Here is a 25840-nt window from a genome sequence, read left to right as displayed (position 1 = left end):
GAGTGTCCCTGATCGCTTCTGACCACTTCCGCATCGTTGTCGGCCTCGGCAAGAGCGGCATGTCCCTGGTTCGCTTCCTGGCGAGCCGGGGCGTGTCGTTTGCCGTCGCCGATACGCGGGAAAATCCACCTGAGCTGGCCACGCTGCGCCGTGACTATCCGCAGGTGGACGTGCGTTGTGGCGAGCTGGACGTCGAATTCCTGTGCCGCGCCGACGAGCTCTACGTGAGCCCCGGCCTGGCCCTGGCGACTCCGGCCCTGCAGGCGGCCGCTGCCCGTGGCGTGAAATTGTCCGGCGACATCGAGCTGTTCGCGCGCAACGCCAAGGCGCCGATCATCGCCATCAGCGGTTCCAACGCCAAGAGCACCGTCACCACCCTGGTGGGCGAGATGGCTGCGGCGGCCGGCAAGCGCGTCGCCGTGGGCGGCAACCTGGGTACTCCGGCGCTGGACCTGCTCAGTGACGACGTCGAGCTGTACGTGATGGAGCTGTCGAGCTTCCAGCTCGAAACCACCGACCACCTGGGCGCCGAAGTGGCGACCGTGCTCAACATCAGCGAAGACCACATGGACCGCTACAGCGGCCTGCCGGCGTACCACCTGGCCAAGCACCGGATCTTCCGTGGTGCCCGGCAAGTGGTGTTCAACCGCCAGGATGCCCTGACGCGTCCATTGTTGGGCGAGGGCATGCCGTGCTGGTCCTTCGGCCTGGGCGTGCCGGACTTCAAAGGCTTCGGGCTGCGTGAAGAGAATGGCGAGAAATACCTGGCCTTCGAATTCCAGAACCTGATGCCGGTGCGCGAACTGAAAATTCGCGGCGCCCACAACCAGGCCAATGCCCTGGCCGCGTTGGCCCTGGGACATGCGGTCGGCCTGCCGTTCGATGCCATGCTCTCGGCCCTGCGTACCTTCGCCGGCCTTGAGCACCGTTGCCAATGGGTGCGCGACCTCGATGGCGTGGCCTGGTACAACGACTCCAAGGCCACCAACGTCGGTGCCGCACTGGCGGCCATCGAAGGGTTGGGCGCGGACATCGCGGGCAAGCTCGTGCTGATCGCCGGCGGCGATGGCAAGGGCGCCGACTTCAAGGACCTGCGTGACCCGGTGGCGGCCAACTGCCGTGCCGTGGTGCTGATGGGCCGCGACCGTGAATTGATCGCCCAGGCGCTCGGCGATGCCGTGCCGCTGGTTCGGGTCGCTTCGCTGGACGAGGCGGTGCAACAGTGCCGCGCCCTGGCGCAACCAGGCGATGCGGTGCTGTTGTCGCCGGCCTGCGCCAGTTTCGACATGTTCAAGAACTATGAAGAGCGCGGGCAGCTGTTCGCCCGGGCCGCGGAGGACTTGGCATGAGCCTGATGAACATCATCAAGCCGTACCCGTCGCCGCTGATTACCGGGCGCGGCATCGACCTGGATTTCCCGATGCTTGCCGGTTGCCTGGCCTTGCTGGGCCTTGGCCTGGTGATGATCACGTCCGCGTCGTCGGAAGTGGCCGCCGTGCAGTCGGGCAACACGCTTTACCACATGATCCGCCACTTGGTTTACCTGGTGATCGGCTTGGGTGCGTGCGTCGTCACCATGATGGTGCCGATCGCCACTTGGCAGCGCCTGGGCTGGATGATGCTGCTCGGTGCCTTCGGCCTGTTGGTGATGGTGCTGGTGCCGGGTATCGGCCGCGAGGTCAACGGCTCGATGCGTTGGATCGGCTTCAGTTTCTTCAACGTGCAGCCCTCGGAAATCGCCAAGGTCTTCGTGGTGATTTTCCTGGCCGGTTACCTGGTGCGTCGCCAGAAAGAAGTGCGCGAGAGCTGGATGGGGTTCTTCAAGCCGTTCATCGTCTTGCTGCCGATGGCGGGCCTGCTGCTGATGGAGCCGGACTTCGGCGCCACGGTGGTGATGATGGGCGCCGCGGCGGCGATGTTGTTCCTCGGTGGGGTCGGGCTGTTTCGCTTCATCTTGATGGTGGCGTTGGCGGTGGCGGCCGTGACCGTGCTGGTCCAGGCGCAACCGTACCGGATGGCGCGCCTGATCACCTTTACCGACCCGTGGGCCGACCAGTTCGGTTCCGGCTATCAATTGACCCAGGCGCTGATCGCCTTCGGTCGCGGCGAGTGGCTGGGCGTGGGCCTGGGCAACAGCGTGCAGAAGCAGTTCTACCTGCCGGAAGCCCACACCGACTTCGTGTTCTCGGTCCTGGCCGAAGAGTTGGGCGTGGTCGGCTCCTTGTGTACCGTTGCCTTGTTCGTATTCGTCTGCGTGCGCGGCATGTACATCGGCTTGTGGGCCGAGAAGGCCAAGCAGTTTTTTGCCGCTTACGTGGCCTATGGCTTGTCGTTCCTGTGGATCGGCCAGTTCCTGATCAACATCGGCGTGAACGTCGGCCTGTTGCCGACCAAGGGCCTGACGCTGCCGTTCCTCAGTTATGGCGGCAGCTCCCTGGTGATCTGCTGTGCCTGTCTCGGCCTGTTGTTGCGCATCGAATGGGAGAGTCGAACCCACCTGGGCAGCGAAGAGATGGAATTCCAGGAGAGCGACTTCGCCGAGGAGCCGATTCATGGGCGCTAACGTGCTGATCATGGCGGGCGGTACCGGCGGGCATGTGTTCCCGGCGTTGGCCTGTGCCCGGGAGTTCCAGGCGCGCGGCTACACCGTGCACTGGCTGGGCACGCCACGGGGCATCGAGAACGAACTGGTGCCAGCTGCCGGCCTTGAGCTGCACCGGATCGACGCCAGCGGCCTGCGGGGCAAGGGCAAGTTGTCGTTGCTCAAGGCGCCGCTGATGCTGCTCAAGTCGGTCTGGCAGGCGCGGGCGATCATCCGTCGGTTGCGCCCGGTGTGCGTGGTCGGGTTTGGCGGTTATGTGACCGGTCCTGGCGGTGTTGCGGCGAAATTGGCCAGTGTGCCGGTGATCGTTCACGAACAGAACGCCGTGGCCGGTACCGCCAATCGGTTACTGGTGCCGTTGGCCGCCCGGGTCTGTGAAGCCTTTCCCGACACCTTTACCCTGTCGGGCAGCCGCCGCACCACCGGTAATCCGGTGCGCACCGAGCTGTTTTTCGATACGCCGCGCCCGGCCCTGGCTGGACGCAAGGCACGTTTGCTGGTCCTGGGCGGAAGCCTGGGGGCCGAACCGTTGAACAAATTGCTGCCCGAAGCCTTGTCGCAGGTTGCCTCCGAGCTGCGGCCGGAAGTGCTTCACCAGGCTGGCAAAAACCACGATGAAGTGACCGCCGAGCGCTATCGCGCGGCCGGCGTCGAGGCGCAAGTACAGCCTTTCATCAAAGACATGGCCCAAGCCTATGGCTGGGCCGACCTGGTGGTCTGCCGCGCAGGCGCGCTAACCATCAGTGAACTGGCTGCCGCCGGTCTGCCCTCGATGCTGGTGCCTTTGCCCCACGCCATCGACGATCACCAGACCCGTAACGCCGATTATTTGGCCCGTGAAGGCGCTGCCTTCCTGATGCCGCAAAGAACGACTGGCGCCGCGGATCTTGCCGCCCGCCTGACAGAGGTTTTGATGCAGCCGCAACGACTTGAAGACATGGCCCGCGCCGCCCGCCGCCTGGCCAAACCCGATGCCACGAGCCAAGTGGTCGATACCTGCCTGGAGGTGGCCCATGGTTGAGAATCGCAAAGCCATGCCGCAACCGGAAATGCGCCGTATCCGCCGCATCCACTTCGTCGGTATCGGCGGCGTGGGCATGTGCGGGATCGCCGAGGTGCTGCTGAACCTGGGTTACCAGGTCTCGGGTTCCGACTTGAAGGCCTCCCCGGTCACCGAGCGCCTGGAATCCTTCGGCGCACAGATCTTTATCGGCCACCGTGCCGAGAACGCCGCCAATGCCGACGTGCTGGTGGTTTCCAGTGCTGTGAACACTTCCAACCCGGAAGTCGCCACCGCCTTGGAGCGCCGTATCCCCGTGGTACCACGGGCCGAGATGCTGGCCGAGCTGATGCGCTATCGCCACGGCATTGCTGTCGCCGGTACCCACGGCAAAACTACTACCACCAGCCTGATCGCCTCGGTGTTCGCGGCCGGTGGCCTGGACCCGACCTTTGTGATCGGCGGTCGCCTGAACGCCGCGGGCACCAATGCCCAGCTGGGCACCAGCCGCTACCTGATCGCCGAAGCCGACGAGAGCGATGCGAGTTTCCTGCACCTGCAACCGCTGGTGGCCGTGGTCACCAACATTGACGCCGACCACATGGCGACCTACGACGGCGACTTCAACAAGCTGAAGAAGACCTTCGTCGAATTCCTGCACAACCTGCCGTTCTACGGTTTGGCGGTGGTGTGCCTGGACGACCCGGTGGTGCGCGAGATTTTGCCGCTGATCAAGCGTCCGACCGTGACCTACGGTTTCGGCGAAGAAGCCGACGTGCGCGCCATCAACGTGCGCCAGCAGGGCATGCAGACGTTCTTCACCGTACTGCGCCCCGATCGCGAGCCGTTGGATGTGTCGGTGAACATGCCCGGCAACCACAACGTACTCAATGCCTTGGCCACCATCTGCATCGCCACCGACGAAGGCGTCAGCGATGAAGCCATCGTCCAGGGCCTGTCCGGGTTCCAGGGCGTGGGCCGACGCTTCCAGGTCTACGGCGAGCTGCCGGTGGACGGTGGCAACGTAATGCTGGTTGACGACTACGGCCACCACCCGACCGAAGTCGCGGCGGTGATCAAGGCCGTGCGCGGTGGCTGGCCGGAGCGACGCCTGGTGATGGTCTACCAGCCCCACCGCTACAGCCGAACCCGCGACCTGTACGACGATTTCGTCCAGGTGCTGGCCGACGCCAACGTGCTGCTGTTGATGGAAGTCTACCCGGCCGGTGAAGAGCCGATCCCGGGGGCCGACAGCCGCCAGCTGTGCCACAGCATTCGCCAGCGCGGTCAGTTGGACCCGATCTACATCGAACGTGGCGTGGACCTCGCGCCGTTGGTCAAGCCGTTGCTGCGCGCCGGCGACATCCTGCTGTGCCAGGGTGCCGGTGACATTGGTGGCCTGGCCCCGAAACTGTTGAAAAGTCCGTTATTCGCCGGAGCAATCGTGGCCTCCAGCGAGGGGAAACTGAAATGACTGCAGCCTACGCCAACCTGGTCTCGACCCTTGATCCGAAAGCCTTCGGCCGCGTTGCCGTGCTGTTCGGCGGCAAGAGCGCCGAGCGCGAGGTGTCCCTCAAGTCCGGCAATGCCGTGCTGCAAGCCCTGCAAAGCGCCGGTGTCGACGCCTTCGGTATCGATGTGGGCGACGATTTGCTGCAGCGCCTGCTGAGCGAAAAAATCGATCGCGCGTTCATCATCCTCCATGGTCGCGGCGGCGAAGACGGCAGCATGCAAGGCCTGCTCGAATGCCTGGGCATTCCCTACACCGGCAGCGGCATCCTGGCTTCCGCCCTGGCGATGGACAAGCTGCGCACCAAGCAAGTCTGGCACAGCCTCGGCATTCCGACGCCGCGTCACGCCGTGCTGGCGTCCGAGGCCGATTGTATTTCGGCGGCCACGGAACTGGGCTTCCCTTTGATCGTCAAACCGGCCCATGAAGGTTCAAGTATTGGCATGGCGAAAGTGAATTCGCTGCCTGAGTTGACCGCGGCATGGAAAGACGCCAGTTCCTACGATTCGCAAGTGTTGGTCGAACAATGGATCACCGGTCCCGAGTTCACCATCGCCACCCTGCGTGACCAGGTGTTGCCCCCGATTGCGCTGGGCACGCCCCACACGTTCTACGACTACGACGCCAAGTACATCGCCAACGATACCCAGTACCGCATTCCCTGCGGGCTGGACGCCGCCAAGGAAAAAGAACTGATGGACCTCACGGCCAAGGCCTGTGAGGCGCTGGGTATCGCCGGTTGGGGCAGGGCAGACGTGATGCAGGACGCCGATGGGCAGTTCTGGTTCCTGGAAGTCAACACCGCGCCTGGCATGACCGATCACAGCCTGGTGCCGATGGCGGCTCGCGCCGCCGGTCTGGATTTCCAGCAACTGGTGGTGTCGATCCTGGCCGCCAGTGTCGGCCATCAAGAGCCAAGAGGTTAAGCCATGCAAGGCGCATCGCTTCGTCATCAGCCATCCGCACCCGGTCGCAAGCCGGTGCCGCGGGGTGCCAGCCGAATGGTGGCCAAAGAGCCGATGTCGGCGCGCTTGCCGAAAGCCAATTTTGGTTTTCTCAAGAGCTTGTTCTGGCCGGTGCTGCTGGTGGCGTTGGGGTTCGGTACGTATGAAGGCGCGCAACGGTTGCTGCCTTATGCCGACCGGCCGATCGCCCGGATCAACGTCCAGGGCGACCTGAGCTACATCAGTCAGCAGGCCGTGCAGCAGCGGATCGCTCCGTTCGTCGCGTCGAGTTTCTTCACCATCGACCTGGCGGGCATGCGCAAGGAACTGGAGCAGATGCCTTGGATCGCCCACGCCGAAGTCCGCCGGGTGTGGCCCGACCAGGTGTCGATCCGCCTGGAAGAGCAATTGCCGGTGGCCCGTTGGGGCGACGAGTCGTTGTTGAACAACCAGGGCCAGGCGTTTACGCCGCGGGAACTGGCCAACTATGAACATTTGCCACAACTGTTCGGCCCACAGCGGGCCCAGCAGCAAGTGATGCAGCAATATCAGGTGTTGAGCCAGATGTTGCGGCCATTGGGTTTCTCCATCGCGCGCCTGGAATTGCGTGAGCGCGGCAGTTGGTTCCTGACCACTGGCGCGGGTAGCTCGGGACCGGGCATCGAGCTGTTGCTCGGGCGCGGCAACCTGGTGGAAAAGATGCGCCGCTTCATCGCCATCTATGACAAGACACTTAAAGAACAGATTACGAACATTGCGCGCATCGATCTGCGCTATGCCAACGGCCTGGCCGTTGGCTGGCGGGAACCTGTAGCGCCCACGACGGCCGAACCCGCCGTCGCGAAGAATTAAGAAGAGGCAGGACCCATGGCAAACGTGCAAAGCGGGAAAATGATCGTCGGTCTCGATATCGGCACTTCCAAGGTGGTGGCGCTGGTAGGCGAAGTCGCGGACGACGGCACGCTGGTCATCGTCGGGATCGGTACACACCCGTCCCGTGGCTTGAAAAAAGGCGTGGTGGTGAACATCGAGTCCACCGTGCAATCGATCCAGCGCGCCATCGAAGAGGCGCAGCTGATGGCCGGTTGCCGGATCCACTCGGCGTTCGTCGGCGTGGCGGGCAATCACATCCGCAGCCTGAACTCCCACGGCATCGTGGCGATTCGTGATCGCGAAGTCAGCTCCGCCGACCTTGAGCGCGTGCTCGACGCGGCCCAGGCCGTGGCGATCCCGGCCGACCAGCGTGTGTTGCACACCCTGCCGCAGGATTACGTGATCGATAACCAGGAAGGCGTGCGTGAGCCCCTGGGCATGTCCGGCGTGCGCCTGGAAGCCAAGGTCCACGTGGTGACCTGTGCAGTGAACGCGGCGCAGAACATCGAGAAATGCGTGCGCCGCTGCGGCCTGGAAATCGACGACATCATCCTCGAGCAACTGGCCTCGGCCTACTCGGTGCTGACCGACGACGAGAAAGAACTGGGCGTGTGCCTGGTGGACATCGGCGGCGGCACCACCGACATCGCGATCTTCACCGAAGGCGCCATTCGCCACACGGCGGTGATCCCGATTGCCGGTGATCAGGTGACCAACGACATCGCCATGGCGTTGCGCACCCCGACCCAGTACGCCGAGGAAATCAAGATCCGTTACGCCTGTGCCCTGGCGAAGCTGGCCGGTGCCGGCGAAACCATCAAGGTGCCAAGCGTCGGCGACCGTCCACCGCGCGAGCTGTCGCGCCAGGCCCTGGCCGAAGTGGTCGAACCGCGTTACGACGAGCTGTTCACGCTGATCCAGGCCGAACTGCGCCGCAGTGGCTACGAAGACCTGATCCCGGCCGGCATCGTGCTGACCGGCGGTACGTCGAAGATGGAAGGCGCGGTCGAGCTGGCCGAAGAGATTTTCCACATGCCGGTGCGCCTGGGCGTGCCCCATGGCGTCAAGGGCCTGGATGACGTGGTCCGCAACCCGATCTATTCCACCGGCGTGGGCCTGTTGATGTACGGCCTGCAGAAGCAGTCCGACGGGATTTCGTTCTCAGGCATCGGCAGCCGCGACAGCTATAGCAGCGACGAGCCGAAGGCTCCGCTGTTCGAGCGGCTCCAGGCTTGGGTCAAAGGCAACTTTTAAACAGTTTCAAAGCTTCACGCGGCAGGTTTCAGGCTTGGCGCTGGAAGACGCAGCAAACGCAGTAGGCGAAAAAACTAGAGAATGAAAGGAGAGGGAAAATGTTCGAACTCGTAGACAACATCCCCGCTAGCCCGGTTATCAAAGTAATCGGTGTCGGCGGTGGCGGCGGCAACGCTGTCAACCACATGGTCAAGAGCAACATTGAAGGCGTTGAGTTCATCTGCGCCAACACTGATGCCCAGGCGCTGAAATCCATCGGCGCGCGGACCATCCTGCAACTGGGCACTGGCGTGACCAAAGGCCTGGGTGCCGGTGCCAACCCTGAAGTCGGTCGTCAGGCCGCCCTCGAAGACCGTGAGCGCATCGCAGAAGTCCTGCAAGGCACCAACATGGTGTTCATCACCACCGGCATGGGCGGCGGTACCGGTACCGGTGCGGCGCCAATCATTGCCGAAGTGGCCAAGGAAATGGGGATCCTCACCGTTGCGGTGGTGACCCGTCCGTTCCCGTTCGAAGGCCGCAAGCGTATGCAGATCGCCGACGAAGGTATCCGTCTGCTGTCTGAAAGCGTCGACTCGTTGATCACCATCCCCAACGAGAAGCTGCTGACCATCCTCGGTAAAGACGCCAGCCTGCTGTCGGCTTTCGCCAAGGCTGACGATGTACTGGCCGGTGCCGTTCGCGGTATCTCCGACATCATCAAGCGTCCGGGCATGATCAACGTCGACTTTGCCGACGTACGGACGGTCATGAGCGAAATGGGCATGGCGATGATGGGCACTGGCTGCGCCAGCGGTCCGAACCGTGCACGCGAGGCCACCGAAGCGGCCATTCGCAACCCGTTGCTCGAAGACGTGAACCTGCAAGGTGCACGCGGCATCCTGGTGAACATCACCGCCGGTCCTGACCTGTCCCTGGGTGAGTACTCCGACGTGGGTAGCATCATCGAAGCCTTCGCTTCCGAGCACGCGATGGTCAAGGTCGGTACCGTTATCGATCCGGACATGCGCGACGAGCTGCACGTCACCGTGGTTGCCACCGGTCTGGGCGCCAAAATCGAGAAGCCTGTGAAGGTCATCGACAACACCGTTCACACCTCCATGGCTTCGCAACCGCAACAACAAGTGGCTGCGCGTCAGGAAGCGCCTGCGGTGAACTACCGTGACCTGGACCGTCCGACCGTCATGCGCAACCAGGCCCAGGCCGGTACTGCGACTGCCGCGAAGATGAATCCGCAAGACGATCTGGATTACCTGGACATCCCGGCTTTCCTGCGTCGTCAGGCCGATTGATGAAATGTATCAGGGGGATACGGGTGATTGGTGTTCAGCAAAGGTCTGGTCTGCTATCATCGCCAGCCTTTGTTGATACCAGTTCGCAATTTGCGCTGAAGCGGCCCATGCCATGATTAAACAACGCACCCTGAAGAATATTATCCGTGCCACAGGTGTCGGCTTGCACTCCGGCGAGAAGGTCTACCTGACCCTCAAGCCCGCGCCTATCGATACCGGCATTGTGTTTTGTCGTGCCGACCTCGACCCTGTGGTGCAGATTCCTGCTCGCGCGGAAAACGTTGGTGAAACCACTATGTCGACCACTCTGGTCAACGGTGACACCAAAGTGGATACGGTGGAGCATTTGCTCTCGGCCATGGCTGGCCTGGGCATCGATAACGCCTACGTCGAGCTCTCCGCGTCCGAAGTCCCGATCATGGATGGCAGTGCCGGACCCTTCGTATTCCTGATTCAATCGGCTGGCCTGGAAGAGCAGGACGCAGCCAAGAAGTTCATCCGCATCCTGCGGGAAGTGACCGTGGAAGACGGCGACAAGCGCGCCACTTTCGTCCCTTTCGAAGGTTTCAAGGTGAGCTTCGAGATCGATTTCGATCACCCGGTTTTCCGTGACCGCACCCAGAGTGCAAGCGTGGATTTTTCCAGCACTTCGTTCGTTAAAGAAGTCAGCCGCGCCCGTACCTTTGGTTTCATGAGTGACATCGAGTACCTGCGCAAGCACAACCTCGCACTCGGCGGCAGTGTTGAAAACGCGATCGTGGTCGATTCCGATGGTGTCTTGAACGAAGACGGCCTTCGTTATGAAGACGAATTCGTCAAGCACAAGATCCTCGATGCAATCGGCGACCTCTACCTGCTGGGCAATAGCCTGATTGGTGAGTTCAAGGGCTTCAAGTCCGGCCATGCACTGAACAACCAGCTGCTGCGCAAGTTGATTGAGCAGAAAGATGCTTGGGAAGTCGTGACGTTCGAAGACGCCAGCACCGCACCAATCTCTTACATGCGCCCTGTTGCGGCCGTGTAGGCAAAAAAACCTCTCTAGTTTTTGAAGGCTGCCTTTGGGCGGCCTTTTTTTATGGCTGTTTCCTGGGGATCAGATGAGCCCCTGTGGCGAGGGGATTTATCCCCGCTGGACTGCGCAGCAGTCCCACCCACTGCAACTCGGTGCGCCAGGCTGATTGAGTCGTCTGCATTGGGGCTGCTTCGCAGCCCAGCGGGGATAAATCCCCTCGCCACAAGAGCGCCCTATCCTACCCAGAGGGCATCCTATCCATGCACAGAGGGCGTCATGCCCATCGCCTTTGGGTGTTCCGGTGTCACATCGCGCAAACCACACGATTACGCCCACTGGCCTTGGCCTGGTAAAGCGCCTTGTCCGCGGCGAACAACAGTTGTTGGAGCTCGCCATACGGCCCGTTTACCCAAGTGGCGATGCCGATACTGACCGTCATCGGCGCTTCCCCATCGGCCACAGGTAGCAACTGTTCAACCGCTTCGCGAATGTTCTGGGCCATGGTGAACGCACCGGCGGTGGTGGTTTCCGGCAACACCACCGAGAACTCTTCGCCCCCGTAGCGTGCCGCCAGGTCGGCCGGTCGGCGGACATGCCGGCTGATCAGATGAGCCAAGGTTCGCAAGGCCTCGTCACCCCGTTGATGGCCATGGCGGTCGTTGAATGTCTTGAAGTGATCGGCATCGATCATCAGCACAGACAACGGTTGGCCCGAACGTTGGGCGCGCAGCCATTCCTGTTGCAACGTCTCGTCCAGTGTTCGTCGATTGGCCAGTCCTGTGAGGGCGTCGATGGACGCCAGTTGGGCCAATTCCCGTTCAGCTCTGTAGCGGCGTCGTAATTCGCGGCGCAGCAGCCAGGTGAGCCAGAGCAAACCGATGCACAGCGCGCCGGTCGCGCAACTGACCAACAAGGCCGTGCGTTGCCATGACGCGAACACCTCTTGAGAAGAGAGCGCCACCACCACGATCAATGGCAGGTTGCCGACCTGGGAAAAGGTGTACAGGCGCTGGGTCTGGTCGACACTGGAGATGCCGGCAAAGCTGCCATTGCCTTCGCGCAGGATGCGTACGAAGTTCGGTCGGTTGCTGAAATCCTTGCCAATCATGTTGTCAGCCAGAGGCGGTTCCTGGGCCAGCAGGACTCCGTCGCGGCTGATCAGGTTGACCGTGCCGCCATGACCAATGTTCAGGCTCTTGAACAATTGGTTGAAGTAGCTCAGGCGCATCGCGGCCTCGGCCACGCCCATGAATTCACCCCGTTCATCGCTCACTCGATAGCTGAAACTGATGCGCCATTCCTGCCCATGACTTCTGGAGCGAAACGGGCGGCTGATCATCATGCCCGGGTTTGGATCTTGGATATGGGACTGGAAATACTCCCGATCGGCATAGTTGCCTATACGCGGCGTGATCGAGGCGGAGTCAGCGATCACATCGCCGCGTTTGTCCAGCAGCAGGATATCGCCTTTATAGGGGGCGGCGGTGGCGCGGTCGAATAGCGCCAAATGGCGGATCGCCGGCGAAACGTCTTTGAGGTCTTCGCGTTTGGCGGCCGTGACCAAGCCTTGCAGCGACAGATCGTAGAGCTCCGCATTACGCAGTACATCGGCGTCAATCAGCTGCACGATATTGGTCGCCGCACGTGTGGCTGCCTGTTGTGCGGCGGCATGTTCGCGAATCAGCAGGAAAGTCACGATGCTCAGGATGGCAATGACAACCAGCGAACTGGCCAGTACGAGTACCCGTTCTGAACGTATCGAAGACGGGGTGTTGCCGGGTGTCGCACTGCGCGCGCTCATGGGTCCGATGTCTGCATTATGATATGGCTGGGCTCCGTCCCAAAGGATTGCAAACTGGCAATGAACCAGATGCTGGCCTTTTGCTGATTGTGCTTGGATCGGTGAGGGCGGGCAATCAGTGTTTGCGCAATAACTGGGTAGGAGCTGCCGAAGGCTGCGATCTGTCGATTTTGATCGAGTTGGCTTTCGCCCAGCATTCAATGCTGGAAAGATCGAACCTCGTGGAGGCCTCAGGCCGGTAAGCGGATCCCGAACGTGTTAACGCCCCGGTCACTGCGCACGAATACGTCCCCGCCATGCATCAGCGCGATTGCCTTGACGATGGCCAGCCCCAGCCCATGGTTGGCGCCACTGTTGCTGCGCGAGGCATCGACGCGATAGAAGCGTTCGAACAGGCGTGGCAGGTGCTCGCTGGCAATCGGTTCGCCGGGGTTGGTGACCGCGAGGGTGATCTGGTTGCCAAGGGCTTCGATGCGCACGTCGATCACTTGCCCGGGCGCGGTGTGCTGTACGGCGTTGCTCAGCAGATTGATTAGCGCCCGTCGCAAGTGGGCGATCTCGATGTTGGCCTGGGCATCGCCGCTGACCCGGACCTGGACCTGGGCATCTTCGAGAATGAAGTCCAGGTAATCGAGGGTGGTCGCCACTTCGCCGGCCAGGGATGCGCTGGTCAACTTGGTGGCCTTGCTGCCCTGGTCGGCGCTGGCCAGGAACAGCATGTCGTTGATGATCGAACGCAGCCGCTCCAACTCCTCGAGATTCGATTGCAGCACTTCGAAGTAGTGTTCGGCCGAGCGTCCACGGGTCAGCGCAACCTGGGTCTGGCCGATCAGGTTGGTCAGGGGTGAGCGCAATTCATGGGCGACGTCGGCGTTGAACGATTCCAGCCGCGAGTAAGCCTGTTCGACTCGGTCGAGGGTGGCGTTGAAGGAACTGACGAACTGGCTCAGCTCCGGCGGCAAGGGCGATAGCTGCAAGCGCCCGGACAGGCGGGGCGGGGCCAGGCGTCGGGCTTCCTCGGACAGCTTGATCAGCGGTTTGAGGCCGATGCGCGCGACCCAGTAGCCCAGCAACGAAGCGAGGAACACACCGACAATCGCCAGGCTCACCAGCGCCACCAGCAGGCGATGCTGGGTCTGGTAGAAGGTCTGGGTGTCGATGCCGATCATGAAGCGCAGCGGCGGACGCTGGTCCTTGGCCGGGAATTGGCTCACCAATACTTTCATCGGGTAGTGCCGATGGGGCAAGGTCAGGTCGCGCTTCCCCAGGGCGCCTTGGGCAAAGGCGCGGATCTGTGCATCGGGAGCGCCGTATTCAAAGCGCGGATCGTCGCTGACGATCCAGAAATGGATGCGTTTGTCTTCTTCACCGAGCAGTCGCAGCTTGTTGTTGATCTTCACCCAGTGTTCAGGCGTGCCGTAGCGGCCGACGGTGGACTCCAGGACACTGTAGCGGGCATCGAGCTCGGCTTCGGGCAGCAGGCCCAGGCCCTTGCCGACCTGCTGGTATAAAGCGCCACCGATCAACAGGAACACCAGCGCCGCCACCAGCGTGAACATGCCGCTCAGGCGCAGGGCGATGCTGTCAGGGACGGTCATCGCTGCGACTCTCCAGCACATAACCCATGCCGCGAATGGTGTGCAGCAACTTCTGTTCGAACGGCCCATCGAGCTTGGCTCGCAAGCGTTTGATCGCCACTTCCACCACGTTGGCGTCACTGTCGAAGTTGATGTCCCAGACCATTTCGGCAATGGCGGTTTTCGAGAGGATTTCACCCTGGCGGCGGGCCAGGACGCTGAGCAGGGAGAACTCCTTGGCCGTCAGGTCCAGGCGCTGGCCGGCCCGTGTGGCCTTGCGGCTGATCAGGTCTATCCACAGGTCCGCGATGCTCACCTGCACCGGCTCATGGCCGCCGCTGCGGCGGGTCAGGGCTTGCAGGCGGGCCACCAGTTCGAGGAAGGAGAAAGGCTTGCCCAGGTAGTCATCGGCGCCGTCGCGCAAGCCCTTGATGCGGTCCTCGACCCGTTCCCGGGCGGTGAGCATGATCACCGGTGTCTGCTTGCGGGCGCGCAGGGCCCGCAGTACGCCGAAGCCGTCCAGGCCCGGCAGCATCACGTCGAGCACGATCACCGCATAGTCGGTTTCCAGGGCCAGGTGTAGCCCCTCGATGCCGTCCGGCGCCACGTCCACGGTATAGCCCTGTTCGGTCAGGCCGCGGTGCAGGTAGTCCGCGGTTTTTTCTTCGTCTTCGATAATCAGAACGCGCATGGCCCTGCCTCAGTGGTCTGTGCTCGCCAGCGCCGCCGTCGGCGCCGACCCTGGCTGATGGGCGGGCCTATGGAACAGTCGCTCCAGCCACAAGTATATGACCGGCGTGGTGAACAGCGTCAGCGCCTGGCTCACCAGCAGGCCGCCCACCACCGCGATGCCCAGGGGCTGGCGCAGCTCCGCGCCGGGGCCATAGCCGAGCATCAGCGGCAAGGCACCGAGCAGGGCGGCCAGGGTGGTCATCATGATCGGCCGGAAGCGTGTCAGGCACGCCTGGAAAATCGCCTCCTGGGGCGCCAACCCTTTGTTGCGCTGGGCGTCGAGGGCGAAGTCGATCATCAGGATGCCGTTCTTCTTGACGATCCCGATCAGCAGCACCAGCCCGATCAGCGCCATGATCGAAAAATCCTGGCCCAACAGCCAGAGCATGATCAGCGCGCCGAGGCCGGCCGAGGGCAGGGTGGAAATGATCGTCAACGGGTGCACGAAACTCTCGTAGAGCACGCCGAGAATGATGTACACGGCCACCAGTGCGGCGAGGATCAGCCATGGCTGGCTCGCCAGCGAGCTCTGGAAGGCCTGGGCCGCGCCCTGGAAATTACCGGTGATGGCGGCGGGCATGCCGATTTCGTTCTTCGCCTGGTCGAGCAGGCGCACAGCGTCTCCCAGGGCGACGCCGGGCGCCAGGTTGAACGACAGGTTGGCGGCCGGGAACATGCCGTCGTGGGCAATCGACAGCGGGCCGTTGCTCGGCGCATCGAAGCGGGCCAGGGCCGAGAGCGGCACCATTTCCCCACTCAGGGGGGAACGCAGGTAAAAATACGCCAGGCTTTCGGCCTTGCCCCGCTGCGCGGTATTGAGTTCCAGGATCACGTTGTACTGGTTGGTCTCGGTCTGGAATTCATTGATCTGCCGCTGGCCGAAGGCGTCGTACAGGGCCTGGTCGACATCGGTGGCGGTGAGGCCGAAGCGCGCCGCCGCGCTGCGGTCGATGTTGATGTGGGTGATGCTGCCGCCCAGTTGCAGGTCGTTGGAAATGTCACGGAACGCCGGGTTGCCGCGCAGCTTGTCGGTGAGCTTTTGCGTCCAGGCGTTGAGGCTCGGCCCGTCGTTGCTCTTGAGCACGTATTGATATTGGGCGCGGCTGGGGCCGGAGCTGAGGTTGATGTCCTGCCCGGCCCTGAGGTACAGCACTACACCGGGGATTTTCAGCAATTGCGGGCGGATTCGGTCGATGAAGCCGCTGGCCGACACGTCCCGCTCGCTCCGGGGCTTGAGGGCAATCCAGAAACGGCCGTTGGCGATGGTCTGGTTGTTGCCCGAAACACCGACGGAATGGGAGAAGGTCTGCACCGCCGGGTCGGCGGCGACGATGTCGGCCAGGGCCTTGTGTTTGGCGACCATGTCCGGGAACGACACATCGGCGGCGGCTTCGCTGGTGCCCAGTACCAGGCCGGTGTCCTGTACCGGAAAGAACCCCTTGGGAATGAACACGTAGCCCACCACCGCCAGTGACAGGGTCAGGCCGAACACGCCGATCATCAGTTTCTGATGGGCCAGGGCCTTGCGCAGGCCCCGCTCATACCCGCCCAGCAGGCGTTCGCCGAACCCCGCCTTGCCATGGGCGTGATGGACCGGGGCGCGCATGAACAACGCGGCCAGGGTCGGCGCCAACGTGAGGGACACCACCACCGAGATCAGGATGGTCGAGGTGGCGGTCAGGGCGAACTCCTTGAACAGGCGCCCGACCACGCCGCCCATGAATAGCAGCGGAATGAACGCGGCGATCAGCGAGAAGCTGATGGAGACCACGGTAAAGCCGATTTCGCCGGCCCCCTTGATCGCCGCCTCGCGCATGCCGTCGCCGGCCTCCAGGTGTCGGTGGATGTTCTCCACCACCACGATCGCATCGTCCACCACGAACCCTACCGAGATGACGATCGCCACCAGGGTCAGGTTGTTCAGGCTGAAACCCATCACGTACATCAGGGCGAAACTGGCGGTCAGCGACACCCCCAGCACCGCCGAGACGATCAGGGTCGCCGAGAGCTGGCGCAGGAACAGCGCCATCACCGCGACCACCAGCAGCACCGCGATCAGCAAGGTGATCTCCACTTCGTGCAACGAGGCGCGGATAGTCTGGGTGCGGTCGATCAGTACCTTGACCTGTACGGCGGCGGGCAGCATGGCTTGCAGGGTGGGCAGGGCCGCCTGGATGCGGTCGACGGTCTCGACGATGTTCGCCCCCGGTTGCCGGAAGATCACCAGGTTGACCCCTGGTTCGTTGTCGGACCAGGCCTGGACGTAAGCGTTTTCCGAGCCGTTGACGACCTTGGCGATGTCCTTGAGGTGAACCGGTGCGCCGTCCTTGTAGGACACGATCAGCTCACCGTACTCCTCAGGCTGGAACAACTGGTCGTTGGTGGACAGGGTGGAAATGCTCGAATCGCCGTACAGGGCGCCCTTGGCCAGGTTGAGGCTGGCCTGCTGGAGCGCCAGGCGGATGTCCGCCAGGGTCAGGCCGATGGCGGCGAGTCGATCAGCCGAGGCCTGGACCCGGATCGCCGGACGCTGCTGGCCGGTGATGTAGATTTGTCCTACGCCGTCGATCTGGCTGATCTGGCGCGAGAGCAGGGTTTCGACGTAGTCGCTCAGCTCGGTGCCGGGCATCAGGGAGGAGCTGATGCTGAGGATCAACACCGGGCTGTCGGCGGGGTTGACCTTGCGCCAGGTCGGCAGGTTCGGCATGTCGTTGGGCAGTTTGCCGGCGGCGGTGTTGATCGCCGCCTGCACTTCCTGGGCGGCGGTGTCGATGCTTTTGTCGAGGCTGAATTGCAGGATCAGGTTGGTCGAGCCCAGGGCGCTGCTGGAGGTCATCTGGGTGATGCCGGGAATGGCACTGAATTGCACTTCCAGCGGCGTCGCCACTGACGAGGCCATGGTTTCGGGACTGGCTCCAGGTAACTGCGCGTTAACCTGGATGGTCGGGAATTCGGCCTCCGGCAACGGCGCGACGGGCAGGCGAGGAAACGCGATCACGCCCAGCAGTACCAGGGCAAACGTCAGCAGCACCGTGGCGATGGGGTGGTCGATACACCACGCTGAAACCGAACCGCGGCCCTTCACGGTTGCGGCTCCGCAGTCTTGGCCAGGGCGGGCGGGTCACTGAGTACCTGGATGTGGCTGCCTGGCTTAAGCCGTGACTGACCATCGCTCACCAGTTGATCGCCAGCGTTCACCCCTTTGATGATGTGCATGTCGCTGTCCTGGTAAACCATGACCACCGGCACGCTCTCGACCTTGTCGCCCTTGATCCGGTACACGAAGTGTTGCTCCAGCCCGCGCTGGACCACGGTGGGAGGCACCACCAGGGCGTCCTTGTCGAGGGCGGTCTGGATCTTCAGCGTCACCAGCTGCCCGGGCCACAGCCGTTGCGCGGCGTTGTCGAATTCAGCCTTGGCCCGCAGGGTTCCGGTGTTGGCGTTGATCTGGTTGTCGATGAGGCTCAGGCGCCCCTCGCCGAGCAGTTCCCCGCTAGCGCCATCGGCACCGAGATAGGCCTTGACCAAGGCTTGCTCGGGCGCCGCGATCAAGCGTTGCAAGGTGGGCAACATTTGCTGGGGCAGGGAGAACTCCACGGCGATCGGGTCGATCTGGGTCACCGTGAACAGGCCTTCGGCGTCGCTGGTGCGCAGGAAGTTGCCTTCATCCACATTGCGAATGCCGACGCGACCGCTCACCGGGGAGCGGATCTGGGTGTAGGACAGTTGCACCTGCGCCGAGTCGATGGCCGCCTGGTTACCCTGGGCGGTGGCCTTGAGCTGGTTGACCAGCGCCTGCTGCTGGTCGTAGGTCTGCTTCGAGACGCCGTCATCGACGCTCAGCAATTTGTAGCGCTTGAGATTGACCTGGGCCACCGCCAGCTGCGCCTGGCTCTCGCCGAGCTGGGCCCGGGCCTGGTCGAGGCTGGCGCGGATCGAACGATCGTCGATGGTCGCCAGCAGGTCACCTTTCTTGACCAGTTGCCCTTCCTTGACCAGCAGCTGGGTGAGGATGCCGTCGATCTGCGGCCGGATGACCACGCTGTGCAGCGACAGGACCGTACCGATGCCGCTGGCAAAGCGTGGTACATCCTTTTGCATCACGCTGACGACTCGCACCGGAACGGCGGCGGGAGCGCTGGGCTTGGCGGTCACGGGCCTGAACACAAACCAGAGGACAAGGGCCGCCAGGGCGACCAACAGCACGACGAGCAGGACGGTTTTCTTCTGGGTGTGCATGGATATGAAGGGCCGGTTCGAGACGCAAGAGTTTGAGCTTTCTTATATAGCGTTGCGAGCCGGTCAGGAAGGTGACGGCTAACTGACAGGCTTGTCAGTTTTGTCCTGGCTTGCCGTCAGATGAATGTCGTGCCAATGAAACTGCCCTGCGCGCGGTGATATCGGGCAGGTATACTGCCGCCTTTCGCGGCTCGCCCTTCGGGCCCGACTTGCATGCATGACCCGGAGCCTTACATGACTTCCCCGACACCTTCGCCTGCGGATGAACTCCCCGGCGGCGAACAGGCCGATTTGTCCGACAACGATGTTTCCTGCGCCGAGGACGCCAAAGCGGCGATCCCTGCCTTCAAATTCCCGTTCAAACCCGGTGAACTGGCTGCGGCCAAGGGCGCCGGCCAGCAGCCGTGGTACAAGAACGGCGCGAAGAATGGCCATACCAAGACCCCGGGCGCCGCGCCTCCCGGCACGCGTCGTTCGATGGGCAAGCGCTGACATCATCCTTCACGCACGGAGGGCGACTTCAGTTCGCGACCCGTGCGCCTGCCAGGCTTCCACTCAATTCGTAAGCCGCCAGCTCAGACTGGTGCGCCGCGAGGATTTCCGGCAACGAGCCTCGCAGGTACTCGACCCAGGTCTTGATCTTCGCATCCAGGTATTGGCGCGACGGGTAGATGGCATAGAGGTTCAGTTCCTGGGAACGGTAGTTGGGCATGACCCGCACCAGCGTGCCGTTGCGCAGGCCTTCGATGGCCGCGTACACCGGCAATACCCCCACGCCCATGCCGCTGGTGATCGCGGTTTTCATCGCATCGGCGGAATTCACCAGGAACGGTGAGCTGTTGATGGTGACCATCTCCTGGCCTTCCGGGCCGTCGAACACCCATTTTTCCAGCGGAATGACCGGGCTGACCAGGCGCAGGCAGGCGTGGTTGAGCAGGTCGCCGGGTTTTTGCGGGCAGCCGCTGGCTTTCACATAGGCGGGCGATGCGCAGACGATGCTGTAGGTGATCCCCAGGCGCTGGGAGACGAAGCCCGAATCCGGCAACTCGCTGGCGAGCACGATGGAGACGTCGTAGCCCTCGTCGAGGATGTCCGGCACGCGGTTGGCCAGGGTCAGGTCGAAGGTCACATCCGGATGGGTCTTGCGATAACGGGCGATGGCGTCGATCACGAAATGCTGGCCGATGCCGGTCATCGTGTGGACCTTCAATTGCCCGGCCGGTCGCGCATGGGCGTCGCTGGCCTCGGCTTCCGCTTCTTCGACATACGCCAGGATCTGCTCGCAACGCAACAAGTAGCGTTTACCCGCCTCGGTCAGGGCAATGCGGCGAGTGGTGCGGTTGAGCAGGCGGGTTTGCAGATGGGCTTCCAGGTTGGAAACCGCGCGCGAGATGTTGGCCGTCGTGGTGTCCAGTTGCGCGGCGGCAGCGGTGAAACTGCCAGCTTCGGCAACACAACTGAACGCGCGCATGTTTTGCAAGGTGTCCATGGAGGGCTCTCTTGGGAGGTGGCAAATTGTGACACGAAGTTACAGAGCAGCGGGACCCGACTAATGGATTATCGCGTTAACGGTAACAAAGATTCACAGAAAGGTCGGCTTATCGCCAGGTAGGGCGATGCCTAGAATTGCCACCAATCCTGGGTCACTGATTCCTGTGGGAGCGGGCTTGCTCGCGATGAGGCCATCACATTCAACACCTGAGGTGAATGTTCGGACGCCATCGCGAGCACGCTCGCTCCCACAAGTTTTGCGTTAACAGGCCGCCATCCTCGTCGTCATGCTCCATCTCAGGAATTTTGCGCAAGTGCCGCGTTGCATCAGCAGAGAGCTGAAGACTTTCAGTGTTTGGGTTCTGACATTAACCATCAGCGGTTGCATCGGGACAGGCGGGATTGGGCCGCAAAGCCAGGTACTGCCGGCCAATCAACTGGCCACCGATGCCGCCATCCGCGAGGCGGCTCGCGACGCCCACTGGCCCACCCGCCAGTGGTGGCAAGCCTATGGCGATCGGCAGCTGGATCGCTGGGTCGACCTGGCCATGCAGGACAGCCCGAGCCTGGCCATGGCCGCCGCGCGAGTGCGCCAGGCCAAGGCCATGGCCGGGGTCGCCGAGGCCGCCGAGTCGCTGCAGATCAATGGCGAGGCGACCCTCAAGCGCCATAACTGGCCCACCGATCAGTTCTATGGCCCGGGCGAGCTGGCCGACACCACGACCTGGGACAACAATGCCGCCCTGGGCTTGAGCTACGCCCTGGACCTGTGGGGCCGCGAGCGCAATGCCAGCGAACGGGCGGTTGACCTGGCCCATGTCAGTGTCGCAGAGGCGCGCCAGGCGCAACTGGAACTGCAAAGCAACATCGTGCGTGCCTACGTCCAGTTTTCGCTGCACTACGCCCAGCGCGATATCGTCGCCGCGACCCTCCACCAACAAGAGCAGATTCTCGACCTTGCGCAGAAGCGCCTGGACGGCGGCATCGGCACCCATTTCGAAGTCAGCCAGGCCCAGGCACCAGTGCCCGAGAGCCATCGCCAACTCGACGCGCTGGACGAAGCCATCGCCTTGAGTCGTAATCAGTTGGCGGCCCTGGCCGGCAAGGGGCCGGGAGAGGGCGCGCAATTGCAACGTCCGACCCTGGCCCTCGGCGCGCCCTTGAAACTGCCGTCGGCCTTGCCCGCCGAACTGCTCGGCCAGCGTCCGGATGTGGTTGCCGGGCGTTGGCAAGTAACGGCCCAGGCCCGGGGTATCGATGTGGCCCGGGCCGGCTTCTATCCCAATGTCGACCTGGTGGGTAGCCTCGGCTACATGGCCACTGGCGGTGGGGCGCTGGAGTTTTTGACGGGCAAGAAGCTCACCTACAACGTCGGGCCGGCGATCACGTTGCCGATCTTCGACGGCGGACGCTTGCGTTCACAGCTGGGCGAGGCGGCGGCCGGTTATGACATCGCCGTGGCGCACTACAACCAGACACTGGTGAACGCCCTCAAGGGCATTTCCGACCAGCTGATCCGCCGCCAATCCATGGACAAGCAGCAGGCTTTCGCTGCCGAATCGGTGGCCGCAGCCCAGCGCACCTACGACATCGCAATGGTGGCGTTCCAGCGCGGGCTCACCGACTACCTCAACGTGCTCAACGCCCAAAGCCTGTTGTTCAAGCAGCAACAGGTGCAACAGCAAGTGCAGGCGGCGCGCTTGAGCGCCCATGCCGACCTGGTAACGGCGCTGGGGGGCGGGCTTGAGGCCGGCAACGACAGCCCTGACTTGAGCCATGCCCCGTGGCAAGGGAGCTCGCTCCCGCTGGACTGCGCGGCAGTCCCCTCAAGTGGGTGCTGCGCGCCCAAGCGGGCGCAAGCTCCCTCGCCACGATGCTGAGTCCTTTTCCTGTGACGTCTTTACTTGCCCCCGCACGCTGGCTGTACCGTCTTGAATGGCGCCGGGGGTTCTTCGACTGGGCCCGCAGTGACGGGGTGACCTGGGTCTATATCTTCAAGGTCCTGTTTGCCGCGTTCCTGACCTTGTGGTTGGCGATGCGCCTGGAGTTGCCGCAACCGCGCACGGCCATGATCACCGTGTTCATTGTCATGCAGCCCCAGAGCGGGCAGGTGTTCGCCAAGAGTTTCTACCGCTTCCTTGGCACCCTGGCCGGCTCGGCGGTGATGGTGGCGCTGATCGCCTTGTCTGCCCAGAACACCGAGCCGTTCCTCGCTTGCCTGGCGGTCTGGGTTGGCCTCTGTTCGGCAGGGGCGGCGCGATATCGCAACTTCCGGGCCTATGGTTTTGTGCTGGCCGGCTACACCGCGGCGATGATCGGCCTGCCGGCCCTGGCCCATCCGGAAGGCGCGTTCATGGCGGCGGTCTGGCGGGTGCTGGAGATTTCCCTGGGAATTCTCTGCTCCACCCTGGTCAGCGCCGCGATCCTGCCGCAAACCGCCAGTGCCGCCATGCGCAATGCCTTGTACCAGCGCTTTGGGGTGTTCGCCTTGTTCGTCACCGACGGTTTGCGTGGACGCAGCAAGCGGGAGGTATTCGAGGCGCGCAACGTCGGCTTCATCGCCGAGGCGGTAGGCCTGGAAAGCCTGCGCAGCGTGACCGTGTTCGAAGACCCGCACATGCGCCGGCGCAACGGCCGGCTCAGTCGCATGAACAGCGAATTCATGGGCATCACCACCCGCTTCAACGCCTTGCACCAATTGCTGGAGCGCTTGCGCGGCAGCGCCGCGGATCATGTGGTAGACGCCATCAAGCCGGGCTTGCAAACGTTGGCCGAACTGCTCGACGGTTTCAGTGGCCGCGCCCTGACCGATGCCGATGCGGCCCGTCTGGCGGCGGCGCTGGCCGAGTACAAGGCCGAGCTGCCGGCCCAGGTGCGAAGGCTGCGGGCGCTGTTCCAGGAAACGGCGCCCAGTGATGGGCAGCAACTGGATTTCCATACCGCCTACGAACTGCTTTATCGCTTCGTCGACGACTTGCACGGCTATGCCCTGACCCACGCCTCGCTGGCCGATCATCGCCACGAACGTGAACGCTGGGACGAACCGTTCGTGCCGCAGACCAACTGGCTGGCCGCCACGGCATCGGGTGTTCGCGCCGCCTTCATCCTGTTGGTGCTGGGCAGTTACTGGGTCGCCACGGCCTGGCCGAGCGGCGCGACCATGACGATGATCGCCGCCGCCACCGTGGGCTTGTCGGCCGCGACGCCGAACCCTAAGCGCATGGCTTTCCAGATGGCCTGCGGCACGTTGTTCGGGGCGTTGATCGGCTTTGTTGAGATGTTCTTCATCTTCCCGCTGATCGACGGCTTCCCTTTGCTCTGCGTGATGCTGGCGCCGGTGATCATGCTCGGTTCGTTCCTCAGCTCGCGGCCGAAATACGCCGGGGTCGGGCTGGGGCTGCTGATCTTTTTCAGCACCGGTTCGGTGCCGGACAACCTGACGGTCTACAACCCCTACGCCTTCATCAACGATTACATCGCGATGATCCTCGGCATGCTGGTGTGTGCCGCGGCCGGGGCAATCATCCTGCCGCCCAACAGTCGCTGGTTGTGGCGCCGGCTCGAGCAGGATTTGCGCGAGCAAGTGGTGTTTGCCATCAGTGGCAAGCTCAAGGGCCTGGCATCGAGCTTCGAAAGTGGTACCCGCGACTTGCTGCATCAGGCCTACGGGCTGGCGGCGGGGCAGCCGCGGGTGCAACGGGACTTGCTGCGCTGGATGTTCGTGGTGCTGGAGGTCGGCCACGCGATTATCGAGTTGCGCAAGGAACAGGCGATTTTACCGGTGCATCCGGCGTATGCCGAAAGCCAACCGTGGCGCCAGGCGATTCGTGTGATGGGGCGGGCGCTGGTGCGGCTGTTCCGCCAACCGAGCCAGAGCAATCTGGAACGTGCCCTGGTGGCGGTGGACCATGCCATCGGCCGCGTGCAGGCCACCGACGAACCCTTCGCCCCGCATTTCGACACCTCGGCCCTGCGCCGGGTGAAAAGCTACCTGCATTTCATTCGCACCTCGTTGCTGGACCCGCAATCGCCATTGGCCGGCTATGTCATACCGCATGCCATGCCACCTGCCACACCGCTTTCCCAGGAACCTGAACATGCCCCGTGAGATCGCCTTCCATGGTGTGTACATGCCCACCATGACCTTGTTGTTTTTCATTGCCGCCGGCCTGGCCTGGGCCTTGGACCGTTTCCTGTCGGGGCTGGACCTGTACCGCTTTTTCTGGCACCCGGCGTTGCTGCGCCTGAGTCTGTTTACCTGTCTGTTCGGCGCGCTGGCGCTGACGGTCTACCGTTGAGATCGATGCGATGAGAAAGTTTTTCAGCCTGCTGGCGACGCTGTTGGTTCTGGCCCTGGCGTTGTGGATCGGTCGTACGTTATGGGTCCATTACATGAACGAACCCTGGACCCGCGATGGGCGGATTCGGGCCGACATCATCAATGTGGCCGCCGATGTCAGTGGCGAGGTGGTCGAAGTGCCGGTGCGCGACAACCAATCGGTGAAAAAGGGCGACCTGTTGATGCGCATCGATCCTGAGCATTACCGCATCGCCGTGAAGCAGGCTCGCTCCCTGGTGGCGTCGCGCAAAGCCACCTGGGAGATGCGCAAGGTCAACGCCCATCGCCGTGCCGACCTGGACAGCCTGGTGATCTCCCGGGAAAACCGCGACGACGCCAGCAACATCGCCGACTCGGCCCTGGCCGATTACCAGCAGGCCCAGGCGCAATTGGAAGCCGCCGAGCTGAACCTGTCGCGCACCGAAGTCCGTGCGGCGGTGGACGGCTACGTCACCAACCTCAATGTGCACCGTGGCGACTACGCCCGCATCGGCGAGGCGAAGATGGCCGTGGTGGACATGAATTCGTTCTGGGTCTATGGCTTCTTCGAAGAGACCAAATTGCCCAAGGTGCGGGTCGGCGATTCAGCGCAGTTGCAGTTGATGAGCGGTGAGATGCTCAAGGGGCATGTGGAAAGCATCTCCCGCGGCATCTACGATCGGGACAACCCCGAAAGCCGCGAACTGATCGCCGACGTGAACCCGACCTTCAACTGGGTTCGCCTGGCCCAGCGGGTGCCGGTGCGCATTCATCTTGATGAAGTGCCCGATGGCGTGCTGTTGGCGGCGGGGATGACTTGCACGGTGGTGGTCGAGCCACAAACCGAGCGCTGAGGCGACGCTGGCAGGGGGGGACAAAAAGGCTTGTCACCCCCATTCCTGTGGAAGCGGTGGGCATGAGTTCCATGTGCACCCAAATCCCTGTGGCGAGGGGATTTATCCCCGTCCGGCTGCGCAGCAGTCGTCATCTGACTGATGCGGTTTCGACTCGTACACCGTGTTGCCTGGTTTGGGGCTGCTTCGCAGCCCAGCGGGGATAAATCCCCTCGCCACAGGTGTTAACCATGTCCTCGGGATGAAGGTTTAAGCCTGTTATCCCTCCATCCCTTACAACGATCCACCCAACCCAAACCGCTTCATCAACCCCTTCTCCAGCAACCCCTTGGGCAGCCAGC

General features: G+C 62.9%; 20 protein-coding genes. 14 read left to right on the top strand and 6 right to left on the bottom strand.

The genetic code is table 11. From position 1 onward, the window contains the following. The first annotated feature begins 2 nt into the window (after positions 1-2). The 9 genes from murD (at position 3) to lpxC (ending at position 10499) form a co-directional block, all read left to right on the top strand. On the top strand, positions 3-1349 hold the full coding sequence (gene murD / locus BT116_RS26780; protein WP_072348512.1) for a UDP-N-acetylmuramoyl-L-alanine--D-glutamate ligase: 1347 nt from the start codon (positions 3-5) through the stop codon (positions 1347-1349). Continuing rightward, positions 1346-2563, top strand: coding sequence for a putative lipid II flippase FtsW (ftsW, locus tag BT116_RS26775; protein WP_072348510.1), 1218 nt, complete (start codon positions 1346-1348; stop codon positions 2561-2563). The genes murD and ftsW overlap by 4 nt, the downstream gene beginning before the upstream one ends. Next, positions 2553-3623, top strand: coding sequence for an undecaprenyldiphospho-muramoylpentapeptide beta-N-acetylglucosaminyltransferase (gene murG / locus BT116_RS26770; RefSeq protein WP_072348508.1), 1071 nt, complete (start codon positions 2553-2555; stop codon positions 3621-3623). Before ftsW ends, murG begins: the two co-directional genes overlap by 11 nt. Beyond that, positions 3616-5076, top strand: coding sequence for a UDP-N-acetylmuramate--L-alanine ligase (gene murC, locus BT116_RS26765; protein ID WP_072348506.1), 1461 nt, complete (start codon positions 3616-3618; stop codon positions 5074-5076). Before murG ends, murC begins: the two co-directional genes overlap by 8 nt. Further along, a complete protein-coding gene (locus BT116_RS26760; RefSeq protein WP_072348504.1) occupies positions 5073-6038 on the top strand; it encodes a D-alanine--D-alanine ligase in 966 nt (321 codons plus the stop codon). Before murC ends, BT116_RS26760 begins: the two co-directional genes overlap by 4 nt. Before the next feature lie 3 nt (positions 6039-6041). After that, the gene (locus tag BT116_RS26755) at positions 6042-6908 is read left to right on the top strand and encodes a cell division protein FtsQ/DivIB (protein ID WP_063324490.1); all 867 of its coding nucleotides are present in this window, start codon (positions 6042-6044) and stop codon (positions 6906-6908) included. Positions 6909-6923: 15 nt separating this feature from the next. Continuing rightward, positions 6924-8183, top strand: coding sequence for a cell division protein FtsA (gene ftsA, locus BT116_RS26750; RefSeq protein WP_003205342.1), 1260 nt, complete (start codon positions 6924-6926; stop codon positions 8181-8183). Between the two features lie 98 nt (positions 8184-8281). Continuing rightward, complete coding sequence (gene ftsZ / locus BT116_RS26745) at positions 8282-9475, top strand: cell division protein FtsZ (protein ID WP_072348503.1); 1194 nt, start codon at positions 8282-8284, stop codon at positions 9473-9475. Positions 9476-9587: 112 nt separating this feature from the next. Then, positions 9588-10499 (top strand): UDP-3-O-acyl-N-acetylglucosamine deacetylase, encoded by a 912-nt coding sequence (gene lpxC / locus BT116_RS26740; protein ID WP_003178240.1) that lies wholly within the window; start codon positions 9588-9590, stop codon positions 10497-10499. A 292-nt stretch (positions 10500-10791) separates the two neighbouring features. Here lpxC and BT116_RS26735 read toward each other — a convergent pair whose 3' ends face one another. The 5 genes from BT116_RS26735 to BT116_RS26710 form a co-directional block, all read right to left on the bottom strand. After that, positions 10792-12288, bottom strand: coding sequence for a sensor domain-containing diguanylate cyclase (locus BT116_RS26735; RefSeq protein ID WP_072348500.1), 1497 nt, complete (start codon positions 12286-12288; stop codon positions 10792-10794). A gap of 230 nt (positions 12289-12518) precedes the next feature. Further along, entirely contained in the window at positions 12519-13886 is a 1368-nt protein-coding gene (locus tag BT116_RS26725) for a heavy metal sensor histidine kinase (RefSeq protein ID WP_072348497.1), read from the bottom strand. Further along, on the bottom strand, positions 13873-14556 hold the full coding sequence (locus tag BT116_RS26720) for a heavy metal response regulator transcription factor (RefSeq protein ID WP_027911423.1): 684 nt from the start codon (positions 14554-14556) through the stop codon (positions 13873-13875). Before BT116_RS26720 ends, BT116_RS26725 begins: the two co-directional genes overlap by 14 nt. Positions 14557-14565: 9 nt before the next feature. Continuing rightward, positions 14566-17682, bottom strand: coding sequence for a multidrug efflux RND transporter permease subunit (locus BT116_RS26715; protein WP_072348495.1), 3117 nt, complete (start codon positions 17680-17682; stop codon positions 14566-14568). After that, positions 17679-18836: an efflux RND transporter periplasmic adaptor subunit gene (locus tag BT116_RS26710; RefSeq protein WP_072348493.1), complete on the bottom strand. Its 1158-nt coding sequence runs from the start codon at positions 18834-18836 to the stop codon at positions 17679-17681. The genes BT116_RS26715 and BT116_RS26710 overlap by 4 nt, the downstream gene beginning before the upstream one ends. A 234-nt stretch (positions 18837-19070) precedes the next feature. Here BT116_RS26710 and BT116_RS26705 point away from each other — a divergent pair, with 234 nt between their 5' ends. Beyond that, a complete protein-coding gene (locus BT116_RS26705; protein WP_072348492.1) occupies positions 19071-19328 on the top strand; it encodes a hypothetical protein in 258 nt (85 codons plus the stop codon). A 28-nt stretch (positions 19329-19356) separates the two neighbouring features. On the opposite strand, the gene BT116_RS26700 is transcribed toward BT116_RS26705, so the two are convergent. Next, positions 19357-20325, bottom strand: a complete 969-nt coding sequence (locus BT116_RS26700) for a LysR family transcriptional regulator (RefSeq protein WP_003205334.1) — start codon at positions 20323-20325, stop codon at positions 19357-19359. 316 nt (positions 20326-20641) lie between these two features. Between BT116_RS26700 and BT116_RS26695 the strand changes: the two genes are divergently transcribed. Genes BT116_RS26695 through BT116_RS26680 form a run of 4 tightly spaced genes read left to right on the top strand, consistent with a single transcriptional unit; the run spans position 20642 to position 25499 of the window. Continuing rightward, a complete protein-coding gene (locus tag BT116_RS26695; RefSeq protein WP_072348490.1) occupies positions 20642-22207 on the top strand; it encodes an efflux transporter outer membrane subunit in 1566 nt (521 codons plus the stop codon). A gap of 11 nt (positions 22208-22218) precedes the next feature. Continuing rightward, positions 22219-24435: an FUSC family protein gene (locus tag BT116_RS26690; protein ID WP_072348529.1), complete on the top strand. Its 2217-nt coding sequence runs from the start codon at positions 22219-22221 to the stop codon at positions 24433-24435. After that, positions 24425-24625: a DUF1656 domain-containing protein gene (locus BT116_RS26685; RefSeq protein ID WP_072348487.1), complete on the top strand. Its 201-nt coding sequence runs from the start codon at positions 24425-24427 to the stop codon at positions 24623-24625. The genes BT116_RS26690 and BT116_RS26685 overlap by 11 nt, the downstream gene beginning before the upstream one ends. Before the next feature lie 10 nt (positions 24626-24635). Next, positions 24636-25499, top strand: a complete 864-nt coding sequence (locus tag BT116_RS26680; protein WP_063324497.1) for an efflux RND transporter periplasmic adaptor subunit — start codon at positions 24636-24638, stop codon at positions 25497-25499. Positions 25500-25840 lie beyond the last annotated feature (341 nt).

It is taken from the genome of Pseudomonas sp. NFACC16-2 (assembly GCF_900119205.1).
In the GTDB taxonomy this organism is placed as follows: domain Bacteria; phylum Pseudomonadota; class Gammaproteobacteria; order Pseudomonadales; family Pseudomonadaceae; genus Aquipseudomonas; species Aquipseudomonas fluorescens_Q.
Note: the sequence above shows the minus strand (reverse complement) of the source record. Positions and strands in the feature narration are given on the sequence as shown.